Consider the following 16,229-nt stretch of genomic DNA (forward strand, 5'->3'; position numbering starts at 1 on the left):
AGGTCGCCCCGCTTCACCCCGCCTGAAACAATGGGCGCCCGAGCGGCCTGTACCGTCGCCCCACCAACTCCCGAACCGGTGAAAGCTACCTGTGAAGCGCATATTCAAGGGTCCCTGGCTGTGGATCGTCCTGTCCGCCTTCGCGGTGCTGCTGGCGATCCAGTTCCTCGCGCCCAGCGACGGATACGACGAGGTCAAGACCTCGACCCTCTCCAAGTACATCGCCGCCGGTGAGGTCAAGGAGATCGAGTTCAACGGCGTGGACTTCGAGATGCGGGCCACGCTCGACGACGGCGTCCGCGACAGCGGCGACAAGGTCTTCTCCACCTACGTCGCCGGTCAGGAGGAGACCCTGATCGCGGCCGCGGAGGAGCAGGTGGCCGCCGAGACCATGGAGTCCTACAAGGCCGACACCCCGCAGCCGAGCTTCCTCGGCTCGCTGCTCGCCACGCTCCTGCCGTTCGCGCTGATCATCCTGCTGTTCCTCTTCCTGATGAACCAGGCCCAGGGCGGCGGCGGTCGCGGGGTCATGCAGTTCGCCAAGTCCAAGGCCAAGCTGATCACCAAGGACATGCCGAAGACGACGTTCAGCGACGTCGCCGGCTGCGAGGAGGCGATCGAGGAGCTCGGGGAGATCAAGGAGTTCCTCCAGGAGCCGGCCAAGTTCCAGGCCGTCGGCGCCAAGATCCCCAAGGGCGTCCTGCTCTACGGCCCGCCCGGCACCGGCAAGACCCTGCTGGCCCGCGCTGTCGCCGGTGAGGCAGGCACCCCCTTCTACTCCATCTCCGGGTCCGACTTCGTCGAGATGTTCGTGGGTGTCGGCGCCAGCCGCGTCCGCGACCTCTTCGAGCAGGCCAAGGAGAACGCCCCGGCCATCGTCTTCATCGACGAGATCGACGCCGTCGGCCGTCACCGTGGCGCCGGCATGGGCGGCGGGCACGACGAGCGCGAGCAGACCCTCAACCAGCTGCTGGTCGAGATGGACGGCTTCGACGTCCGCGGAGGGGTCATCCTCATCGCCGCCACCAACCGGCCCGACGTGCTCGACCCTGCGCTGTTGCGCCCGGGTCGCTTCGACCGCCAGATCCAGGTCGACGCGCCCGACCTCAACGGTCGTCACCAGATCCTCAAGGTGCACTCGCGGGGCAAGCCGATCGCCCCCGACATCGACCTGCTCGGCATCGCCCGACGCACTCCCGGCTTCACCGGTGCCGACCTGGCCAACGTGCTCAACGAGGCCGCGCTCCTCACGGCCCGCACCAACGCCAAGATGATCGACAACGCGGCCCTCGACGAGGCGATCGACCGCGTCATCGCCGGCCCGCAGCGGCGTACGCGCCTGATGAGCGAGCGCGAGAAGCTGGTCACCGCCTACCACGAGGGCGGCCACGCCCTGGTCGCCGCGGCGCTGCCCGGCACCGACCCGGTGCACAAGGTCACCATCCTGCCGCGCGGTCGCGCGCTGGGCTACACGATGGTGCTGCCCGACCGCGACAAGTACTCCCAGACGCGCAGCGAGATGCTCGACTCCCTCGCCTACATGCTCGGCGGCATGGCCGCGGAGGCGCTGATCTTCCACGACGTGACCTCCGGTGCCGGCAACGACATCGAGAAGGCGACCGGCCTGGCGCGGGCGATGGTCACGCAGTACGGCATGACCGAGCGCCTCGGTGCGGTCAAGCTGGGCGACAGCAACTCCGAGCCCTTCCTGGGGCGCGACATGGGCCACACGCGCAACTACTCCGAGGAGACCGCCGCCGCGGTCGACGGGGAGATCAAGGCGCTCCTGGGCCACGCCCACCAGGAGGCCTTCGAGATCCTCCACGAGAACCGCGACGTCCTCGACGCGCTCGTGCTGGCGCTCCTCGACAAGGAGACCCTCGACAAGGCCGAGATCGCCGAGATCTTCGAGCCGCTGCGCAGGCGCCCCACGCGACCTGCCTGGACCGGCTCCCCAGAGCGGGTGCCGTCGTCGATCCCGCCGGTCGACGTCCCGCAGGAGATCCGCGACCGCGTGAGCGCCGAGGCTGCTGCCCAGGCCGAGGGCGGCGCCATCCTCACGCCCCCGGGGCCCGGGGGAGACGTCCACGGCGCGCCAGGTGTGCACCCGGACACCCCGACCCCCCCGTCGCCGGACGCCCCGTGACCGACCCGATCACCATGCCCGAGCGCGCGCCCGAGGACGTACCCGCCTTCGACCACGCGCGTGCCGAGGCTGCGGTCAGGGAGCTGCTCGCCGCGATCGGGGAGGACCCCGAGCGCGAGGGCCTGCGCGACACCCCGGCCCGTGTGGCGCGCGCCTACGCCGAGCTGACCCAGGGCCTGCGCCAGACCGCTCATGAGGTGCTCACCACCACCTTCGACATCGGTCACGAGGAGATGATCCTGGTGCGCGACATCGAGCTGTGGTCGATGTGCGAGCACCACCTGGTGCCGTTCACGGGCGTGGCGCACGTCGGCTACATCCCGGCGGTGACCGGCAAGATCACCGGGCTGTCCAAGCTGGCCCGGCTCGTCGACGTCTACGCCAAGCGCCCGCAGGTCCAGGAGCGGCTGACCACGCAGGTCGCCGACTCCCTCATGGAGATCCTCGAGGCGCGCGGCGTGATCGTGGTGATCGAGGCCGAGCACCTCTGCATGACCATGCGCGGGGTCAAGAAGGCCGGTGCCCGCACCATCACCTCGGCGGTCCGGGGCACGATGCTCACCAACCAGGCCACCCGCGCCGAGGCGATGGCGCTGATCCACTCGGCGGCCAGGTGATCGAGGGCTCGCGGCCTCGAGCTCCCCGGGTGATGGGGATCGTCAACGTCACCCCCGACTCCTTCTCCGACGGCGGCCGCCACGACACCACCGAGGCGGCCGTCGCCCACGGCAGGGCCCTGCTGCGGCAGGGCGCCGACATCCTCGACATCGGGGGCGAGTCCACCCGCCCCGGCGCGACCCGGCCGCTCGTCGCGGAGGAGCTCGAGCGGGTCGTCCCGGTGATCCGTGAGCTCGCCGCGGCCGGGGCCCTGGTGTCGGTCGACACGATGCGCGCCGAGGTGGCCGAGGCAGCGCTCGAGGCCGGTGCGCGGATCGTCAACGACGTCTCCGGCGGCCTGGCCGACCCGCGGATCCTCGACGTCGTCGCCGGCAGTGAGGCGTCCTACGTCGCGATGCACTGGCGTGCCCACGCCGACCGGATGCGCGACTTCACCGACTACGGCCCCGACGGTGTCGTCGAGTCCGTACGCCGTGAGCTGGGCGATCGGCTCACCGCCATCGAGGCGGCCGGCATCCCGCGCGAGCGGATCATGCTCGACCCGGGGCTGGGCTTCGCCAAGCAGCCCCACCACAACTGGGAGCTGCTGCGCGCGCTCGACGTGCTGGCCGGGCTGGGCTGCCCGCTTCTGGTCGGAGCGAGCCGCAAGTCCTTCCTGGGGACCCTCCTCGTGCCAGGTGGCCCTCCGCGACCGATCGAGGAGCGCGAGCACGCCCACGCGGCGCTCGTGGCGCTGCTCGCCGCACGGGGGGTCGACTGCCTGCGCGTGCACGACGTACGCGCAACGCGCGACGCGTTGGCGGTGGCCGCGGCGTTGGCGGGCGAGGGGTCGAGGGACCAGCCGCGAGAGGGGACGCGATGACCGACGAGCTGTCCGTGAAGGGCATCGAGTGCTTCGCCCACCACGGCGTCTTCGACTTCGAGAGGCGTGAGGGGCAGACGTTCGTCGTCGACCTCGTGCTCGGCCTCGACACGCGCCCGGCAGCCGAGTCCGACCACCTCGAGGAGACCGTCAACTACGGGACCCTGGTCATGGACGTGAAGGCCGCCGTCGAGCGCGACCCCGTCGACCTGATAGAAACCGTCGTCCAGCGCATCGCCGATGTGTGCCTCAAGGACCGTCGTGTTGAATGGGCGCGAGTCACGCTGCACAAACCTGATGCACCCATCGACGCGACGTACTCGGACGTCGCGCTGACGATCACCAGAACGCGAGGCAACGCTCATGACTGAATCCCCCAACCCCAACATGGTGGACACCGACTCCCTCACCGGTGAGATGCACCCGATCCGCCGTGTGGTGGTGGCGTTGGGCTCCAACCTCGGGGAGCGACTGGCCACGCTTCAGGGCGCAGTGGAGGCCCTGGCCGACACACCGGACTTCTTCGTCACGGGCGTCTCCCCGGTCTACGAGACCGAGCCCGTCGACTCGCCGGACGGGTCCGGCCCCTACCTCAACGCCGTCCTCCTGGCCGACACCACGCTGCCGGCCGCGCGGCTCATGGAGCGCGCCCTCGCGGTCGAGGACGCCTTCGAGCGTGAGCGCAGCGAGGTCCGCAACGCGCCGCGCACCCTCGACGTCGACCTCATCGTGGTGGGCGACCGCCGCTCCAACGAGGACTTCCTCCGGCTGCCGCACCCCCGGGCGCACGAGCGTGCCTTCGTCCTGCAGCCCTGGCACGACCTCGAGCCCGACGCCGTCTTCCCCGAGCGCGGCCCCATCGCCGACCTGCTCGAGTCGGCGGACGCCTCAGGCGTGAAGAAGCGCGAGGACCTGCTGCTCGAGGTCGAGTGAGCACCCCACGACGTCCTGCTCCTCCGCTGCGCTCCCCCGCACGACGCCGCGGGGACCCCGAGTGACCACCCCACGACGTCCTGGTGACGCCGGGTGAGCGACCCCGGCCCGGACGAGCCGCCGCAGCGGCGCGGCACCCTTCGCCCCACCTCGGCGCGCGCCCTCACCGCGTGCATCGTCATCGGGCTGGCGCTCGGGTGGGGCATGCACCCGCTGGTGAGCCGGATCGCGGGTCGATCGCCCCTCGTGTCGTGGACGCAGGCGCTAGCGCTGGTCCTCGTCGCCGGCATCATGGCATTCCTCGCCTGGCACACGTGGCAGACCGTCCAGGTGCGCGGCGAGCGACTCGAGGTGCAGCAGGCCGTCAACCGGCTCGTGCTGGCACGGGCCTGCGCCCTGGCCGGCAGCCTGGTCGCGGCCGGCTACGTCGGGTACGCCGTCGGCTGGCTGGGTGATGGGTCCCAGTACGCCGACCGGTGGATCCTCCGGGCCCTGGTCGCGGCGGCCGGAGCGTGCGGTGTGGCGCTTGCCTCGCTGGCGCTGGAGCGTGCGTGTCGCGCGGACGGCGACGAGCCGCGGCCCTAGTCTGACCTCATGCCTTCCCAGCAGCCCCAGCAGTCACAGGCGTCCCGGACGCCCGCTCGCCGCCGCCAGCGCAGCACGCGCCTGGTGGTCGCCGTCGCCCTTCTCGCCGTGGCTGCCGCGGTCGTGATCGGCGCCCTGGTGTCCTCGTCGGCCGGCCTGACCGCGATCGCCGCAGTCGTGGCCCTGCTCGCCGGCGCCGCCGCGACCCGGATCACCCATTCCGAGCTGATGGCGTCGCGCCGCGAGGCAGCGCAGGACCGCGCCGTCCAGGCCCAGGACTACCGCGCGCTCACGGAGCGTCGTACGGCTGAGTCGGCGGCCTTCGCCGCTGACATGAGGCGCAAGATCTCCGACCGCGAGGAGGCCATCGACGTGCTCGAGCGCGCCCTCTCGTCGGCTCAGAAGAACGCCGCCGAGCAGACCCTCAAGCGCGGTCAGGAGGCCCGTCGGGCCGACGCCGCCGAGCGAGGTCGCGACGACGCGGAGACCCGTGCCGCCGAGGCGATCGTGGCGGTCGCCGAGCTCGAGGCCGAGATCGACGTGCTCCGCGCGGAGGTCCAGTCGCTGCGCGCCGCGGCTGCTCAGCGCGCGCACCGCAGCGCCTGATCGACGTACGCCACCCCACCCGGGGGCACCACCCCCCGGGGTGCGGAACAATGGTTGCCCGTGATCCCCGAGGACAACAGGTTCGAGAGCGACCCAACCGACGTCCTGCCCGAGGACCCCGGACTCCCCGACGGCTGGGTCGCCGAGACGCCTGACGGGCACGACCGCGCGACCGTCGAGAGGCTGACCGAGCTGCTGCGCGACCACGAGCGTGCCGGTCGCGGCTGGGCCGGCTCGGGCGAGGAAGACGTGCTGGTGGAGGTCTCCGAGCGCGGCGCGGCCATGCGCGAGAACCTCGTCGTCCGTGACCCGGCCGGCCGGATCCAGGCGTGGGGCAGCGTGCACGACCGCGCCGAGGGGCGGATGCTGTTCGTCCACGTCGTCGACCGCGAGCTCGACGAGCCCCTGGCCGACAGGTGCAGCGACGTGCTCTTCGAGTGGGCCGAGGCGCAGGCCAGGTCGGTGGGCGCGGCCCGCGGCCGCTCGGTGCAGCAGATCGACACGGGTTCCTTCGCCGACGACGAGCGGCAGCATCGCTGGCTGGCCGATGCCGGCTTCGAGAAGGTCCGCACCTGGTGGCAGATGAGCCGCTCGGTGGAGGCGGAGGAGGCCGAGCTGGTCCCCGACCCGGAGCGGTGGGAGCGCAAGGGCGTGGTCTTCCGGCTGGTGGAGCGGCAGGGCGACGGGATGCCCGACGAGGCGGACCTCCGTTCGATCCACGACGTGCTCGAGGGCGCGTTCACCGACCACTTCAACTCCGCGGAGGAGACCTTCCACGAGTTCATCCACCGGCTGCGTGAGGACCCCGGTCACCGCTGGGACCACTGGTGGCTCGCCGAGATCGTCAGGGAGGAGGGCGACCACGTGGTCGAGCCCGCGGGCGCCCTGGTCGGGACGGTCAGCGAGTCGGCCACCGGACCGGCGGGGTCGTACGTCTCCTACCTGGGCGTGCTCGAGTCCGCCCGCGGCCGCGGCGTCGCCACTGGCCTCCTGCGCACGATCATCGCGGACGCCGCCGCCCGCGGGCGCGACCGTGTCGGCCTCGAGGTCGACGCCGATTCACCGACCGGGGCCGACGGGCTCTACACCGCGATGGGCTGGGGCACGAAGTACGTCACGGAGTCCTGGCACCGGGATGTGCCGGTCAGCTGACCCGACCCTGACCGCTCAGCGCAGCGACTCCCGCAGCGCGCGGTGCACCCCGGCAGGAGTGAGCACGCCGAGGAACCGCGGGCCGCGTCTGACACCGATCATCGGCTTGTCGTCACGCAGCATCGCGGCCAGCGCGTCCTCCAGCGAGGAGTCGATGTCGATCGCCGCGCCGAGCTCGCCGGCGGAGACGCCGTCGATCGGCTCGAGGTGCTCCTCACGCAGGCGGGTGACGGTGAGGGTGCGCAGGCCGCCCGCGCCGACGAAGTCGGCCACCTGCTCGTCGGCGGGGTGGGCCAGCAGCTCGGCCGGGGTGGCGTACTGGGCCAACCGGCCGCCCGCGGCGAAGACCGCCACCCGGTCGCCCATCCGGATCGCCTCGTCGATGTCGTGGGTCACCAGCACCACTGTCTTGCCGAGCTCGGCCTGGAGCCGTCGGAACTCGTCCTGCAGCCGGCCGCGCACCACCGGGTCGACCGCGCCGAAGGGCTCGTCCATCAGCAGGACCGGGGGATTGGCGGCCAGCGCCCGCGCGACGCCGACGCGCTGCCGCTGCCCGCCCGAGAGCTCGTGGGGGTAGCGCCGGGCGTACAGCTCGGGGTCGAGCCCCACCGTCGTGAGCAGCTCGTGGGCGCGCTCGCGGGCGGTCGCCTTCGACTCGCCGTAGAGCAGCGGCACGGTCATCACGTTCTGCTCGATCCGCTGGTGCGGGAAGAGGCCGATCTGCTGGATGACATAGCCGATCCCGCGGCGCAGCTCGACCGGGTCGACGTCGGTGACGTCGCTGCCGTCGAGCCAGATCCGGCCGGTCGTCGGCTCGATGAGCCGGTTGATCATCTTGAGCGTCGTGGACTTGCCGCAGCCCGACGGACCGACCAGGCAGACCATCTCGCCTCGAGCCACCTCGAGGTCGAGCTCGTGGACCGCGACCGTCCCGTCGGGGTAGGTCTTGCCGACCCCCTCCAGACGGATCATCGCCTCGGCGTCGTCCGCGACGGGTGAGGCCGGTGGTGCCGAGGAGGCGGTAGCGTCCATGCGGTGACCCTACTGGTGAGCGCGGCGGAGCCGAGCTGCTACAGCCGGTTCGTCAACGAGTGGTTCTGCTGGCAGTACGTCGACGACCGGCGCGGCCAGATCATCGATGCCCTCCTCGAGCACGTCGCCATCACCGTCGCCGCACTGCTGCTGGGCGTTCTGCTGGCCTTCCCGCTCGCGCTGCTCGCCCGTCGCCACACGCGACTCGAGTCGATGGTGCTGGGATTCAGCGCGGGGCTCTACACCATCCCCTCGTTGGCCCTGCTGCCACTGCTGGTGCCCTTCACCGGCCTCGCCCCGGCGACCGTCGTCATCGGGCTCGGGCTCTACGCGCTGACGATCCTGGTACGGGCGCTCCTCGACGGCCTGCGCTCCGTGCCCGACGACGTCCGTGAGGCGGCGCGCGGCCTGGGCTACGGCCGGGCACGGATGCTCACCCGCATCGAGCTGCCGCTGGCGCTGCCCGTCGCGATGGCCGGGCTGCGCGTCGCGGCGGTCTCCACGATCGCGCTCACGACCGTCGGCACCCTGGTGTCCTACGGAGGACTCGGCGACCTCATCTCGCACGGCGTCCAGCGCGACTTCCGCGCCGAGCTGATGACCGCAGCCGTGCTGTGCGTCGTGCTGGCGCTGCTGCTCGACGTCGTGCTCGTGGTGGTGCAACGGGTGCTGACGCCGTGGACGCAGGGGGCGCGCTGATGGAGCTGTTCGCCGAGACCTGGCACTACCTCCTCGACGCCGACAACTGGTCGGGTGGTGGCGGCTTCGTCGCCCGACTGCTGGAGCAGCTGCTGCTCACCGCGACGGCGCTCGTCGCGGCGATGCTGCTCGGCCTGCCGCTCGCGCTCTGGCTCGGGCACGTCGGACGTGGCGGCTTCCTCGCCGTCAACGTGTCCAACGTCGGCCGCGCCGTGCCGACGTTCGCGCTGCTCGCCCTCCTGGTCGCCGCCGACTGGCCCGGGTCGGCGGACTTCGGCCCCTACGGACGCGCCGGGCTCGCGACCCTGATCGCCCTCGTGCTCTTCGCCCTCCCGCCGCTCATCACCAACGGCTACGTCGCGATGCGTGAGGTTCCGAAGGATGTGCTGGAGGCCGCCGACGGCATGGGGATGTCCGAGGGGCAGCGCTTCTGGCGGGTCGAGCTGCCGCTGGCGCTGCCGGTCGTCGCGTCGGGCGTACGCCTCGCGCTGGTGCAGGTGTGGGCGACGGCCACCATCGCGGCCCTCGTCGCGGGGCCCGGGCTCGGCCGGATCATCACCGAGGGCTTCGCCCGCAACGACTACGCCCAGGGCATGGCCGGCGCGGTCGTCGTCGCCCTCGTGGCGCTGGTCCTCGAGCTCGCCGCCGCGACCCTGCAACGTGCGGTCGACCCGATGCCGCAGTCACCGTCGCCAGATCGTGATGATGCGCTGTCGGTGCGCTCGGCTACGGTGACGGAAGCTCCCACCGGGGGCTGAGCGGCACCGCTCTCATCACCGGACACGCGTGGCTTCGCCACGGGACACAGAAGGTTGGACGACATGCCCCTACGACGTCCGCTCATGGCGGTCACTGGTCTGGCGCTCGCGGCGCTGCTGACCGCTTGCGCCGGCGACGACCTCGCCGAGGACAACGACGACCCCACCTCGGGCTCCGGCTCCGGGGGCTCCGGCGAGGGCACCTCCGTGGTGATCGGCAGCCAGGCCTTCGACGAGGCTGCCCTCGTCACCGCGATGTACCAGGAGGTCCTCGAGGCGGAGGGCTACGAGGTCGAGACCCGCCTCGTCGACTCCCGCCCGGTCTATCTCAACGAGATGCCCGACGCCGTCCAGATCGCTCCTGAATACGTCGCCGGCATCATCGACCAGCTCAACACCGACGCCAACGGTCCTGACGCCGAGCCGATCTCCACGAGCGACGCCCAGGAGACCGTCGACGCGGGTGCGTCCCTGCTGGAGGAGAAGGGCATCACCCTGCTCGAGCCCTCCGAGGCGTTCTCCGCCAACGGCTACTTCACCAGCCAGGAGTTCTCCGACGCCGAGGGCGTCACCAAGCTGTCCGACCTCGAGGGCCAGGCAGTCACGCTGGCGGCCGCCCCGGACTGCAAGGGCCGCGCCGACTGCGAGAAGGGCCTCGTCGACACCTACGGCATCGACGTCACCCTCGAGCCGCTGGGCTACGCCTCGACCGAGACCTTCCAGGCGGTGCTCGACGGGGAGGCCCAGCTCGGCCAGACGAGCACTCTCGACGGGACCCTGGCCGACCAGGGCCTGCTGCTCCTCGAGGACGACAAGGGCATCCAGCCCGCGCAGAACCTCGTCCCGGCCGTGTCGTCGGAGTTCCTCGCCGACCACCCCGACATCGAGGGGCCGCTCAACGACCTGATGGCCGCGCTGGACAACGAGACGCTCGCGGAGCTGCTCGTCCAGGTCCAGATCGACCGCGAGCAGCCCGCCGACGTGGCTCAGGAGTTCCTGGAGTCTGAAGGCCTGCTCTGAGCTGAGCAGTCGAGATCACACCTCGTGGTCCCGCAGCCTGAGGGCTGCGGGATCCACGGTGGCCTCGTCGACCACCGAGTGCGGCACCGAGAGGCGCCAGTCGCCGGTCGCCACGTCCTGGGCGCGTGGGGGAGGGCCCTCGAGTGCGCTCGCCCACTCCATGAGGGAGCTCACCTCCGCCCTGCGGTCCTGCTCGACGAGCCAGCCCGCGAGCCGGTGGACCGGCGGCAGGCCGCTGTGCACGAGGGACCGCTGGCCCCAGAACTCGAGCACGCCGGCGCGCAGCAGCCGCCACCACGCCTCGGACGCTCCCGGCACGAGCAGGAAGTAGCGCCACAGGTCGCCGGCCAGGACCCGGTCGACGAAGACGTCCTCGACCTCCGCCGACCCGTGCGCCCGGACCGATGCGAGGGCCTGTCGCTTGGTCTCCCAGCGGTCCGACAGGTCCTGCACCGATGAGGCGCGGGTCTGGGTGATCGACCCTTCCCGGATCCGCCATCGGTAGACGACCTCGTCCAGCACGTCGAATGTTCCCTCGAGGAACGACCGGGTCGTCGTGGGCTGGTCCTCGTAGCGCACACCCTCGGGCCAGGCCAGCCCCGCCGCCTCCCAGAAGGAGCGGCGCCACACCTTGTTCCACGCGAACACGTCGCCGAGGATCTCGGGCCGGTCCTCGACCCGGGCGCCGCGCAGCGGCCGGTGGAGACGTCGCATCCAGGGCGGCTCGACGTGGTCGCCGTCCTCCCAGCGCACGATCGACCCGGTGGCGAAGTCGGAGCCCGACTCGCTGAGCGCCCCCACCAGGTCGGCGTACGCCGTCGACGGCAGGACGTCGTCGGAGTCGAGGAAGGCGAGGTAGTCGCCGCGCACCTGCTGGACGCCGAGATTGCGGGCTGCGCCCAGGCCGCCGTTGACGGAGTGGATCACGGTGATCCGGCTGTCTCGGTGGGCCCACTCGTCGGCGATCTCGCCGGTGCGGTCGGTCGACCCGTCGTCGACGATCACCGCCTCCCAGCGCCGGTGCGTCTGTGCCAGGAGGGAGCGGATGCAGTCGTCGAGGTAGTCCTCCACGCCCCACGCGGGGATCACCACGCCGAGGAGGGGCGCCCGGGAGAACAACCGCTTCATGGGCCGAGACCCTAGTCGGACGGGAGGGGCGGCCCGTGCCGCCGGTAGGCTCCCTGCCGTGACTGAGCAGGCCAGAGCGATCGACGAGATGAACCCCGACGGAGTGCCGCGGAAGGTCCTGTTCGTCGCCGGTGCCGGACGCAGCGGCACCAGCACGCTGGCGGGCATCGTGTCCAGGCTCGGCATGCACGTCCCGCTGCCCGAGGTACCCCCGGACGACTCCAACCCGCGCGGCTTCAGCGAGCCGCAGTGGGTGGTCGACGTCCACGACGAGTGGCTGGCCGAGGCGCTCGTGCAGGTCAGCGACTCGCGACCCAACGCGTGGTTCGACACCGGCCGCATCTGCAGCCGCGAGCCCGCCCGGATCCGGGTCAGCGAGTGGCTCGAGCCGCACTTCGCCGAGCACCCCGAGCTGGTGGTCAAGGACCCCCGGCTGAGCTGGTTCCTCGGCCTGTGGCGCGTGGCGGCGATCCGCACCGGCGCCACCCCGGTCTTCGCGACGATGCTGCGCCCGCCGGCGGAGGTGGTCGGCTCGAAGCAGAAGTACTACGCCAACAAGCTCGGCTCGGCCCACCTCGCCGCGAGCTGGGTCAACATGCTGCTGCACACCGAGCGCGCCACCCGCCCCGCCGAAGGTGACGGCGGCCGCGTGTTCGTCCGCTACGAGGACCTGCTGAGCGACTGGGTGAAGACGACCACCGCACTGGGCCACGCCCTCGACCTGCAGACGATCATCCACACCCGCAGCGACCAGATCCGCGAGGTGCACCGCTTCATCGACCCCGACCTGCGCCGGGTCACCGCCACGCTCGACGACCTCGCCCTGCCCAAGCGCCTGCACGACCTCACCGGCCAGACGTGGGAGGAGCTCAACAAGCTGGCCGTCGAGGGCAGCGACACCGCCGACGCCCACGCGACGTTCGACCAGCTCCGCGCCGCCTACGTCGAGCTCTACGAGGAGGCGGAGGCGATGAGCCGCTCCACGGCCGAGCACGCCCGTCTCCAGGCCCGCCGCCGTGCGCTCGCCGAAGGTGCCCAAGGAGCGCCGCCCCGCTCGCTGACCGACCGGGTTCCCCACGACGTACGCGCTGCCATCCCGCCGTCCGTACGCCGCGGGGTGCGCAAGGCGCTCGGCCGCACGCGCGACTCGGCGGGCGACGAGCAGTGACGGTCCCGATCGGCTCGGGTCACGGGCTGACCAACCTCGAGGGCCACACGGACTTCGACATCGTCTGGCCGTGGAACCAGCCCGGGGGACTGCGCCGCGGCGCCACCGCAGTGCTGCGGGTGAAGAACGAGGCCCCCGGCCTGCGGTTCGTGCTGCCGCCGCTGCTGCGGGCCTGCGACCACGTCCTGATGGTCGACAACGGGTCCGACGACGGCACGGGTGAGGAGGCGCTGCGCGTGGCCGCTGCGCACGGCCTGGAGGACCACTTCACGCTGAAGGAGTACCCCTTCCAGGTCGCCCGCGCCGGCGCCGAGCACCTCGCGGTCAACGAGCGCTCGGTCCACTCGCTGGCCTACTTCTACAACTGGTGCTTCTCCCACGTCCGCACCCGCTACTCGTGGAAGTGGGACGGCGACATGGTCCTCACCACCGAGGGCGAGGTGTCGATGGCCGACCTGTCCTGGCAGGTCGGCATGGCCGAGGCGGTCATCCGCTTCCCGCGCCACGGGCTCTACATCGAGTCCGACCGGCGCGCCTTCCTCGACCTCGGCCTGCGCAACATCGAGGAGTGGGGCTTCCCGATGGGCCCTGACTTCGTCTACTCCAAGGCGCCGGAGTGGGAGATCCGCACCACGCCTGACCGGATCGAGCAGTTCGCGCTGCCGCAGGGCCTGTGCGTCGAGCTCAAGTGGCTGGACGGCGACGAGTTCGCCCACTGGACCAACCCGGAGTCGTTCGCGACCTCGATCCGCAACCGCCGCAAGCGCCGCGAGTGGCTGGTCTGGAACGCCCTGCACTCGGGCGAGGTGCCCGAGGGCGTCGTCGAGATCCTCGCCCCCGACGGCGTCCACGTCGTCGACCACGTCACCCACGCCTGGCTGCCGCGTGCCCCGCGCCCGTTCGTGGTCGACGACCCCGACCACGCCAAGCTGCACCTGCGCGCCTGACTCATGCCCCCGGCGGATATCTAGGGACCTTTTGGTAGGCCCGGAGCGCGTTCTTACGACCAGAACCTCCCTAGATACCCACGGGTGGCGTGGCGCGCGTCACGCTCCCGATCCGTTCCACCACGGAATCCGCGGGCGTAGGGTCGAGGTTGATCGCAGTAGATCGGTACCCGCGAGGGACTGAAACGAAGAGGTCGACATGACGAAGCTCAAGATCGGCGTGGTCGGTGCCGGCCGCGTCGGCGCCGTGCTGGCCGCGGGCCTCCGCGCCGCCGGGCACGAGATCGTGGCCGCCGCCGGCGAGTCCGACGCCTCTCGTGGACGCATCGCGGCGCTGCTTCCCGGCGTCCCGGTCGCCAAGCCCACCGACGTCGCCCGCGCGTGCGACCTCCTGCTGCTGACGGTCCCCGACGACATGCTGTCCAACGTCGTCACCATGCTCAGTGCGAGCGGCGCGATCCGCGAGGGCCAGGTCGTCGTGCACACGAGCGGCCGCCACGGGCTCGCCGTGCTCGAGCCCGCCCGTGAGGTCGGCGCCCTGACACTCGCCATGCACCCCGCCATGACGTTCACCGGCACGGCGGTCGACCTGCCGCGCCTGGCCGGCTGCGTCTTCGGCGTGACGGCCGCCGAGGCCGACCGCACGCTGATCGAGGGCCTCGTCGACGACCTCGGCGGACGTGCCATGTGGGTCCCCGAGGACCGCCGTACGCTCTACCACGCCGGCCTCGCGCACGGCGCCAACCACCTCGTCACCCTCGTCGCCGAGGCCATGGAGATCCTCTCCGCAGCCGGAGCCGAGGACCCCGCCGCCACGCTGCGCCCGCTGCTGACCGCCGCCCTCGACAACGCGCTCGAGCAGGGCGGCGACGCTGCCCTGACAGGTCCGATCGTGCGCGGGGACGTCGAGACCGTGCGGGCCCACGTCGCCGGCCTGGTCGCCGACGCGCCGCAGACGTTGGCGTCGTACGTCACCATGGCGCGCGCCACCCTCGACCGGGCCGTCACCGACGGCCGGCTCCTGCCGATCCGTGCCCGCAGGATGCTGCAGGTGCTCGACGCAGCAGAGGCATCGGCCGCGGCTCCGCTCGGCCAGCAGGCGCGATGAACCACCCCACGAAGTTCTCGTTCTCCTCCGCTGCGCTCCTCCGCCCGACGACTTCGCGGGGACCCCGATGACCTCGAGCCCCGTCCTCGCGAGCACCCGCGAGGAGCTGGCCGACCTGCTGGCGCACGCGCGCCGGTCGGGTAGGCGCGTCGAGACCGGCGCAGGGCGCCCTCCTGAGGACGAGCGCGTCTGCCTCGTGCCGACCATGGGCGCCCTCCACGAGGGTCACGCCAGCCTGATCCGCACCGCCCGCGAAGCCACGGCCGGCCCCGTGGTGGTGAGCATCTTCGTCAACCCGATGCAGTTCGCCCCGACCGAGGACCTCGACCGCTACCCCCGGACGCTCGACGCCGACCTCGAGGTCTGTGCCGCGGAGGGGGCCGACGTGGTCTTCGCGCCGAGCGTCGAGGAGATGTACCCCGGCGGCTTCAGCCACGACTCCGTCCGCGACGGCGTCACGGTCGCACCCGGCGCCCTGGGCGAGATCCTCGACGGTGCCTCACGTCCGGGGCACTTCGACGGGGTGCTGACCGTGGTCGCCAAGCTGTTCGGGCTGGTCCGTCCGGACCTCGCGGTCTTCGGCGAGAAGGACTACCAGCAGCTCACCCTCATCCGCCGGATGGTGCGCGACCTCTGCATGGGAATCGAGATCGTCGGCGCCGAGACCGTGCGCGAGCCTGACGGCCTGGCGATGTCGAGCCGCAACCGCTACCTCGATGCCACCGAGCGCCGGACCGCGGTCGCGCTCAGCCGGGCGCTGCGGGTGGCACAGGAGCGTGCTCCGTACGGCGTACCTGCCGCACGCTGGGCCGCGATGTCGATCCTCAACGTCGAGCCGGGCCTCGAGCTCGACTACCTCGCCCTCACCTCGACCGACCTTGGCGAGGCCCCGGAGACCGGCGAGGGCCGGATCCTCGTGGCCGCGCGGGTCGGCACCACGCGCCTGATCGACAACATGCCGATCGCCTTCGACCGGCTGACGCCGGACCTCATGACGGCGGGGACCGCCCCTGCGGCCTCGACCTACGAAGAAAGGGACAGCTGATGCTGCGCACGATGATGAAGTCCAAGATCCACCGGGCCACCGTGACCCAGGCCGACCTCCACTACGTCGGCTCGGTGACGGTCGACGAGGACCTGCTCGACGCCGCCGACCTGCTGGCCGGCGAGCTCGTCCACATCGTCGACGTCACCAACGGTGCCCGCCTCGAGACCTACACGATCGCCGGCGAGCGCGGCTCCGGCGTGATCGGCATCAACGGTGCCGCCGCCCGGCTGGTGCACCCCGGCGACGTGGTGATCCTCATCGGTTACGCCCAGATGGAGACCGCGGAGGCCAAGGAGCTCAAGCCGCACGTGGTCTTCGTCGACGCCGACAACAAGGTGATGGCCACCGGCTTCGACCCCGCCGAGACGTTCGGTGACAAGGCGCTGACCCGCGGCGACTTCCTCGCTCGCTAGCCTGCA

18 protein-coding genes are annotated in these 16,229 nt (G+C 71.7%); 16 read left to right on the forward strand and 2 right to left on the reverse strand.

Annotated elements, in window-relative coordinates:
- Positions 1-91: 91 nt before the first annotated feature.
- The 8 genes from ftsH (at position 92) to J3P44_RS25670 (ending at position 6,902) form a co-directional block, all read left to right on the forward strand.
- Complete coding sequence (ftsH, locus tag J3P44_RS22875) at positions 92-2,146, forward strand: ATP-dependent zinc metalloprotease FtsH (RefSeq protein ID WP_255892815.1); 2,055 nt, start codon at positions 92-94, stop codon at positions 2,144-2,146.
- A gap of 14 nt (positions 2,147-2,160) precedes the next feature.
- Positions 2,161-2,763 carry a GTP cyclohydrolase I FolE gene (folE, locus tag J3P44_RS22880; protein WP_255892920.1) on the forward strand — a complete coding sequence of 201 codons (603 nt, stop codon included), beginning with the start codon at positions 2,161-2,163 and terminating at the stop codon, positions 2,761-2,763.
- 32 nt (positions 2,764-2,795) lie between these two features.
- Positions 2,796-3,626: a dihydropteroate synthase gene (gene folP / locus J3P44_RS22885; RefSeq protein ID WP_255892816.1), complete on the forward strand. Its 831-nt coding sequence runs from the start codon at positions 2,796-2,798 to the stop codon at positions 3,624-3,626.
- Positions 3,623-3,997 carry a dihydroneopterin aldolase gene (gene folB, locus J3P44_RS22890; protein ID WP_255892817.1) on the forward strand — a complete coding sequence of 125 codons (375 nt, stop codon included), beginning with the start codon at positions 3,623-3,625 and terminating at the stop codon, positions 3,995-3,997. Before folP ends, folB begins: the two co-directional genes overlap by 4 nt.
- Positions 3,990-4,559 carry a 2-amino-4-hydroxy-6-hydroxymethyldihydropteridine diphosphokinase gene (folK, locus tag J3P44_RS22895; protein WP_255892819.1) on the forward strand — a complete coding sequence of 190 codons (570 nt, stop codon included), beginning with the start codon at positions 3,990-3,992 and terminating at the stop codon, positions 4,557-4,559. The genes folB and folK overlap by 8 nt, the downstream gene beginning before the upstream one ends.
- 93 nt (positions 4,560-4,652) lie before the next feature.
- Positions 4,653-5,144, forward strand: a complete 492-nt coding sequence (locus J3P44_RS22900; protein ID WP_255892820.1) for a DUF3180 domain-containing protein — start codon at positions 4,653-4,655, stop codon at positions 5,142-5,144.
- Positions 5,145-5,153: 9 nt separating this feature from the next.
- Entirely contained in the window at positions 5,154-5,750 is a 597-nt protein-coding gene (locus J3P44_RS22905; protein WP_255892821.1) for a hypothetical protein, read from the forward strand.
- Between the two features lie 60 nt (positions 5,751-5,810).
- Positions 5,811-6,902: a GNAT family N-acetyltransferase gene (locus J3P44_RS25670; protein ID WP_255892822.1), complete on the forward strand. Its 1,092-nt coding sequence runs from the start codon at positions 5,811-5,813 to the stop codon at positions 6,900-6,902.
- A 15-nt stretch (positions 6,903-6,917) separates the two neighbouring features.
- Here the strand turns inward: J3P44_RS25670 and J3P44_RS22915 are convergent, their stop codons facing one another.
- A complete protein-coding gene (locus J3P44_RS22915) occupies positions 6,918-7,934 on the reverse strand; it encodes an ABC transporter ATP-binding protein (RefSeq protein ID WP_255892823.1) in 1,017 nt (338 codons plus the stop codon).
- Positions 7,935-7,937: 3 nt separating this feature from the next.
- Between J3P44_RS22915 and J3P44_RS22920 the strand changes: the two genes are divergently transcribed.
- The 3 genes from J3P44_RS22920 to J3P44_RS22930 all read left to right on the forward strand — a co-directional run bounded on the left by J3P44_RS22920 (position 7,938) and on the right by J3P44_RS22930 (position 10,411).
- Positions 7,938-8,633, forward strand: a complete 696-nt coding sequence (locus tag J3P44_RS22920) for an ABC transporter permease (protein ID WP_255892824.1) — start codon at positions 7,938-7,940, stop codon at positions 8,631-8,633.
- On the forward strand, positions 8,633-9,391 hold the full coding sequence (locus tag J3P44_RS22925) for an ABC transporter permease (protein ID WP_255892825.1): 759 nt from the start codon (positions 8,633-8,635) through the stop codon (positions 9,389-9,391). Before J3P44_RS22920 ends, J3P44_RS22925 begins: the two co-directional genes overlap by 1 nt.
- A 63-nt stretch (positions 9,392-9,454) precedes the next feature.
- On the forward strand, positions 9,455-10,411 hold the full coding sequence (locus J3P44_RS22930) for a glycine betaine ABC transporter substrate-binding protein (protein WP_255892826.1): 957 nt from the start codon (positions 9,455-9,457) through the stop codon (positions 10,409-10,411).
- 15 nt (positions 10,412-10,426) lie between these two features.
- On the opposite strand, the gene J3P44_RS22935 is transcribed toward J3P44_RS22930, so the two are convergent.
- A complete protein-coding gene (locus J3P44_RS22935) occupies positions 10,427-11,539 on the reverse strand; it encodes a glycosyltransferase family 2 protein (protein WP_255892827.1) in 1,113 nt (370 codons plus the stop codon).
- Positions 11,540-11,597: 58 nt separating this feature from the next.
- On the opposite strand from J3P44_RS22935, the gene J3P44_RS22940 reads away from it, so the two are divergent.
- From J3P44_RS22940 to panD, 5 genes are all read left to right on the forward strand, one after another.
- Complete coding sequence (locus J3P44_RS22940) at positions 11,598-12,707, forward strand: sulfotransferase family protein (protein WP_255892828.1); 1,110 nt, start codon at positions 11,598-11,600, stop codon at positions 12,705-12,707.
- Positions 12,704-13,654, forward strand: a complete 951-nt coding sequence (locus J3P44_RS22945) for a glycosyltransferase (protein ID WP_255892829.1) — start codon at positions 12,704-12,706, stop codon at positions 13,652-13,654. The genes J3P44_RS22940 and J3P44_RS22945 overlap by 4 nt, the downstream gene beginning before the upstream one ends.
- 199 nt (positions 13,655-13,853) lie before the next feature.
- Positions 13,854-14,762 (forward strand): Rossmann-like and DUF2520 domain-containing protein, encoded by a 909-nt coding sequence (locus tag J3P44_RS22950; protein WP_255892830.1) that lies wholly within the window; start codon positions 13,854-13,856, stop codon positions 14,760-14,762.
- Positions 14,763-14,829: 67 nt separating this feature from the next.
- Positions 14,830-15,807, forward strand: a complete 978-nt coding sequence (gene panC, locus J3P44_RS22955; RefSeq protein WP_255892831.1) for a pantoate--beta-alanine ligase — start codon at positions 14,830-14,832, stop codon at positions 15,805-15,807.
- The gene (panD, locus tag J3P44_RS22960) at positions 15,807-16,223 is read left to right on the forward strand and encodes an aspartate 1-decarboxylase (RefSeq protein ID WP_255892832.1); all 417 of its coding nucleotides are present in this window, start codon (positions 15,807-15,809) and stop codon (positions 16,221-16,223) included. Before panC ends, panD begins: the two co-directional genes overlap by 1 nt.
- Positions 16,224-16,229 lie beyond the last annotated feature (6 nt).

The sequence above is a fragment of the Nocardioides astragali genome, from assembly GCF_024436375.1.
Taxonomy (GTDB): Bacteria; Actinomycetota; Actinomycetes; order Propionibacteriales; family Nocardioidaceae; genus Nocardioides; species Nocardioides astragali.

Coding starts and splice junctions, on each gene's coding strand:
- folE (WP_255892920.1), top strand. CDS start 2,161: ATGCCCGAGCGCGCGCCCGAGGACGTACCCGCCTTCGACCACGCGCGT.
- J3P44_RS22935 (WP_255892827.1), bottom strand. CDS start 11,539: ATGAAGCGGTTGTTCTCCCGGGCGCCCCTCCTCGGCGTGGTGATCCCC.
- folB (WP_255892817.1), top strand. CDS start 3,623: ATGACCGACGAGCTGTCCGTGAAGGGCATCGAGTGCTTCGCCCACCAC.
- J3P44_RS22930 (WP_255892826.1), top strand. CDS start 9,455: ATGCCCCTACGACGTCCGCTCATGGCGGTCACTGGTCTGGCGCTCGCG.
- folK (WP_255892819.1), top strand. CDS start 3,990: ATGACTGAATCCCCCAACCCCAACATGGTGGACACCGACTCCCTCACC.
- J3P44_RS22915 (WP_255892823.1), bottom strand. CDS start 7,934: ATGGACGCTACCGCCTCCTCGGCACCACCGGCCTCACCCGTCGCGGAC.
- J3P44_RS22950 (WP_255892830.1), top strand. CDS start 13,854: ATGACGAAGCTCAAGATCGGCGTGGTCGGTGCCGGCCGCGTCGGCGCC.
- panC (WP_255892831.1), top strand. CDS start 14,830: ATGACCTCGAGCCCCGTCCTCGCGAGCACCCGCGAGGAGCTGGCCGAC.
- panD (WP_255892832.1), top strand. CDS start 15,807: ATGCTGCGCACGATGATGAAGTCCAAGATCCACCGGGCCACCGTGACC.
- J3P44_RS22905 (WP_255892821.1), top strand. CDS start 5,154: ATGCCTTCCCAGCAGCCCCAGCAGTCACAGGCGTCCCGGACGCCCGCT.
- J3P44_RS22925 (WP_255892825.1), top strand. CDS start 8,633: ATGGAGCTGTTCGCCGAGACCTGGCACTACCTCCTCGACGCCGACAAC.
- folP (WP_255892816.1), top strand. CDS start 2,796: ATGGGGATCGTCAACGTCACCCCCGACTCCTTCTCCGACGGCGGCCGC.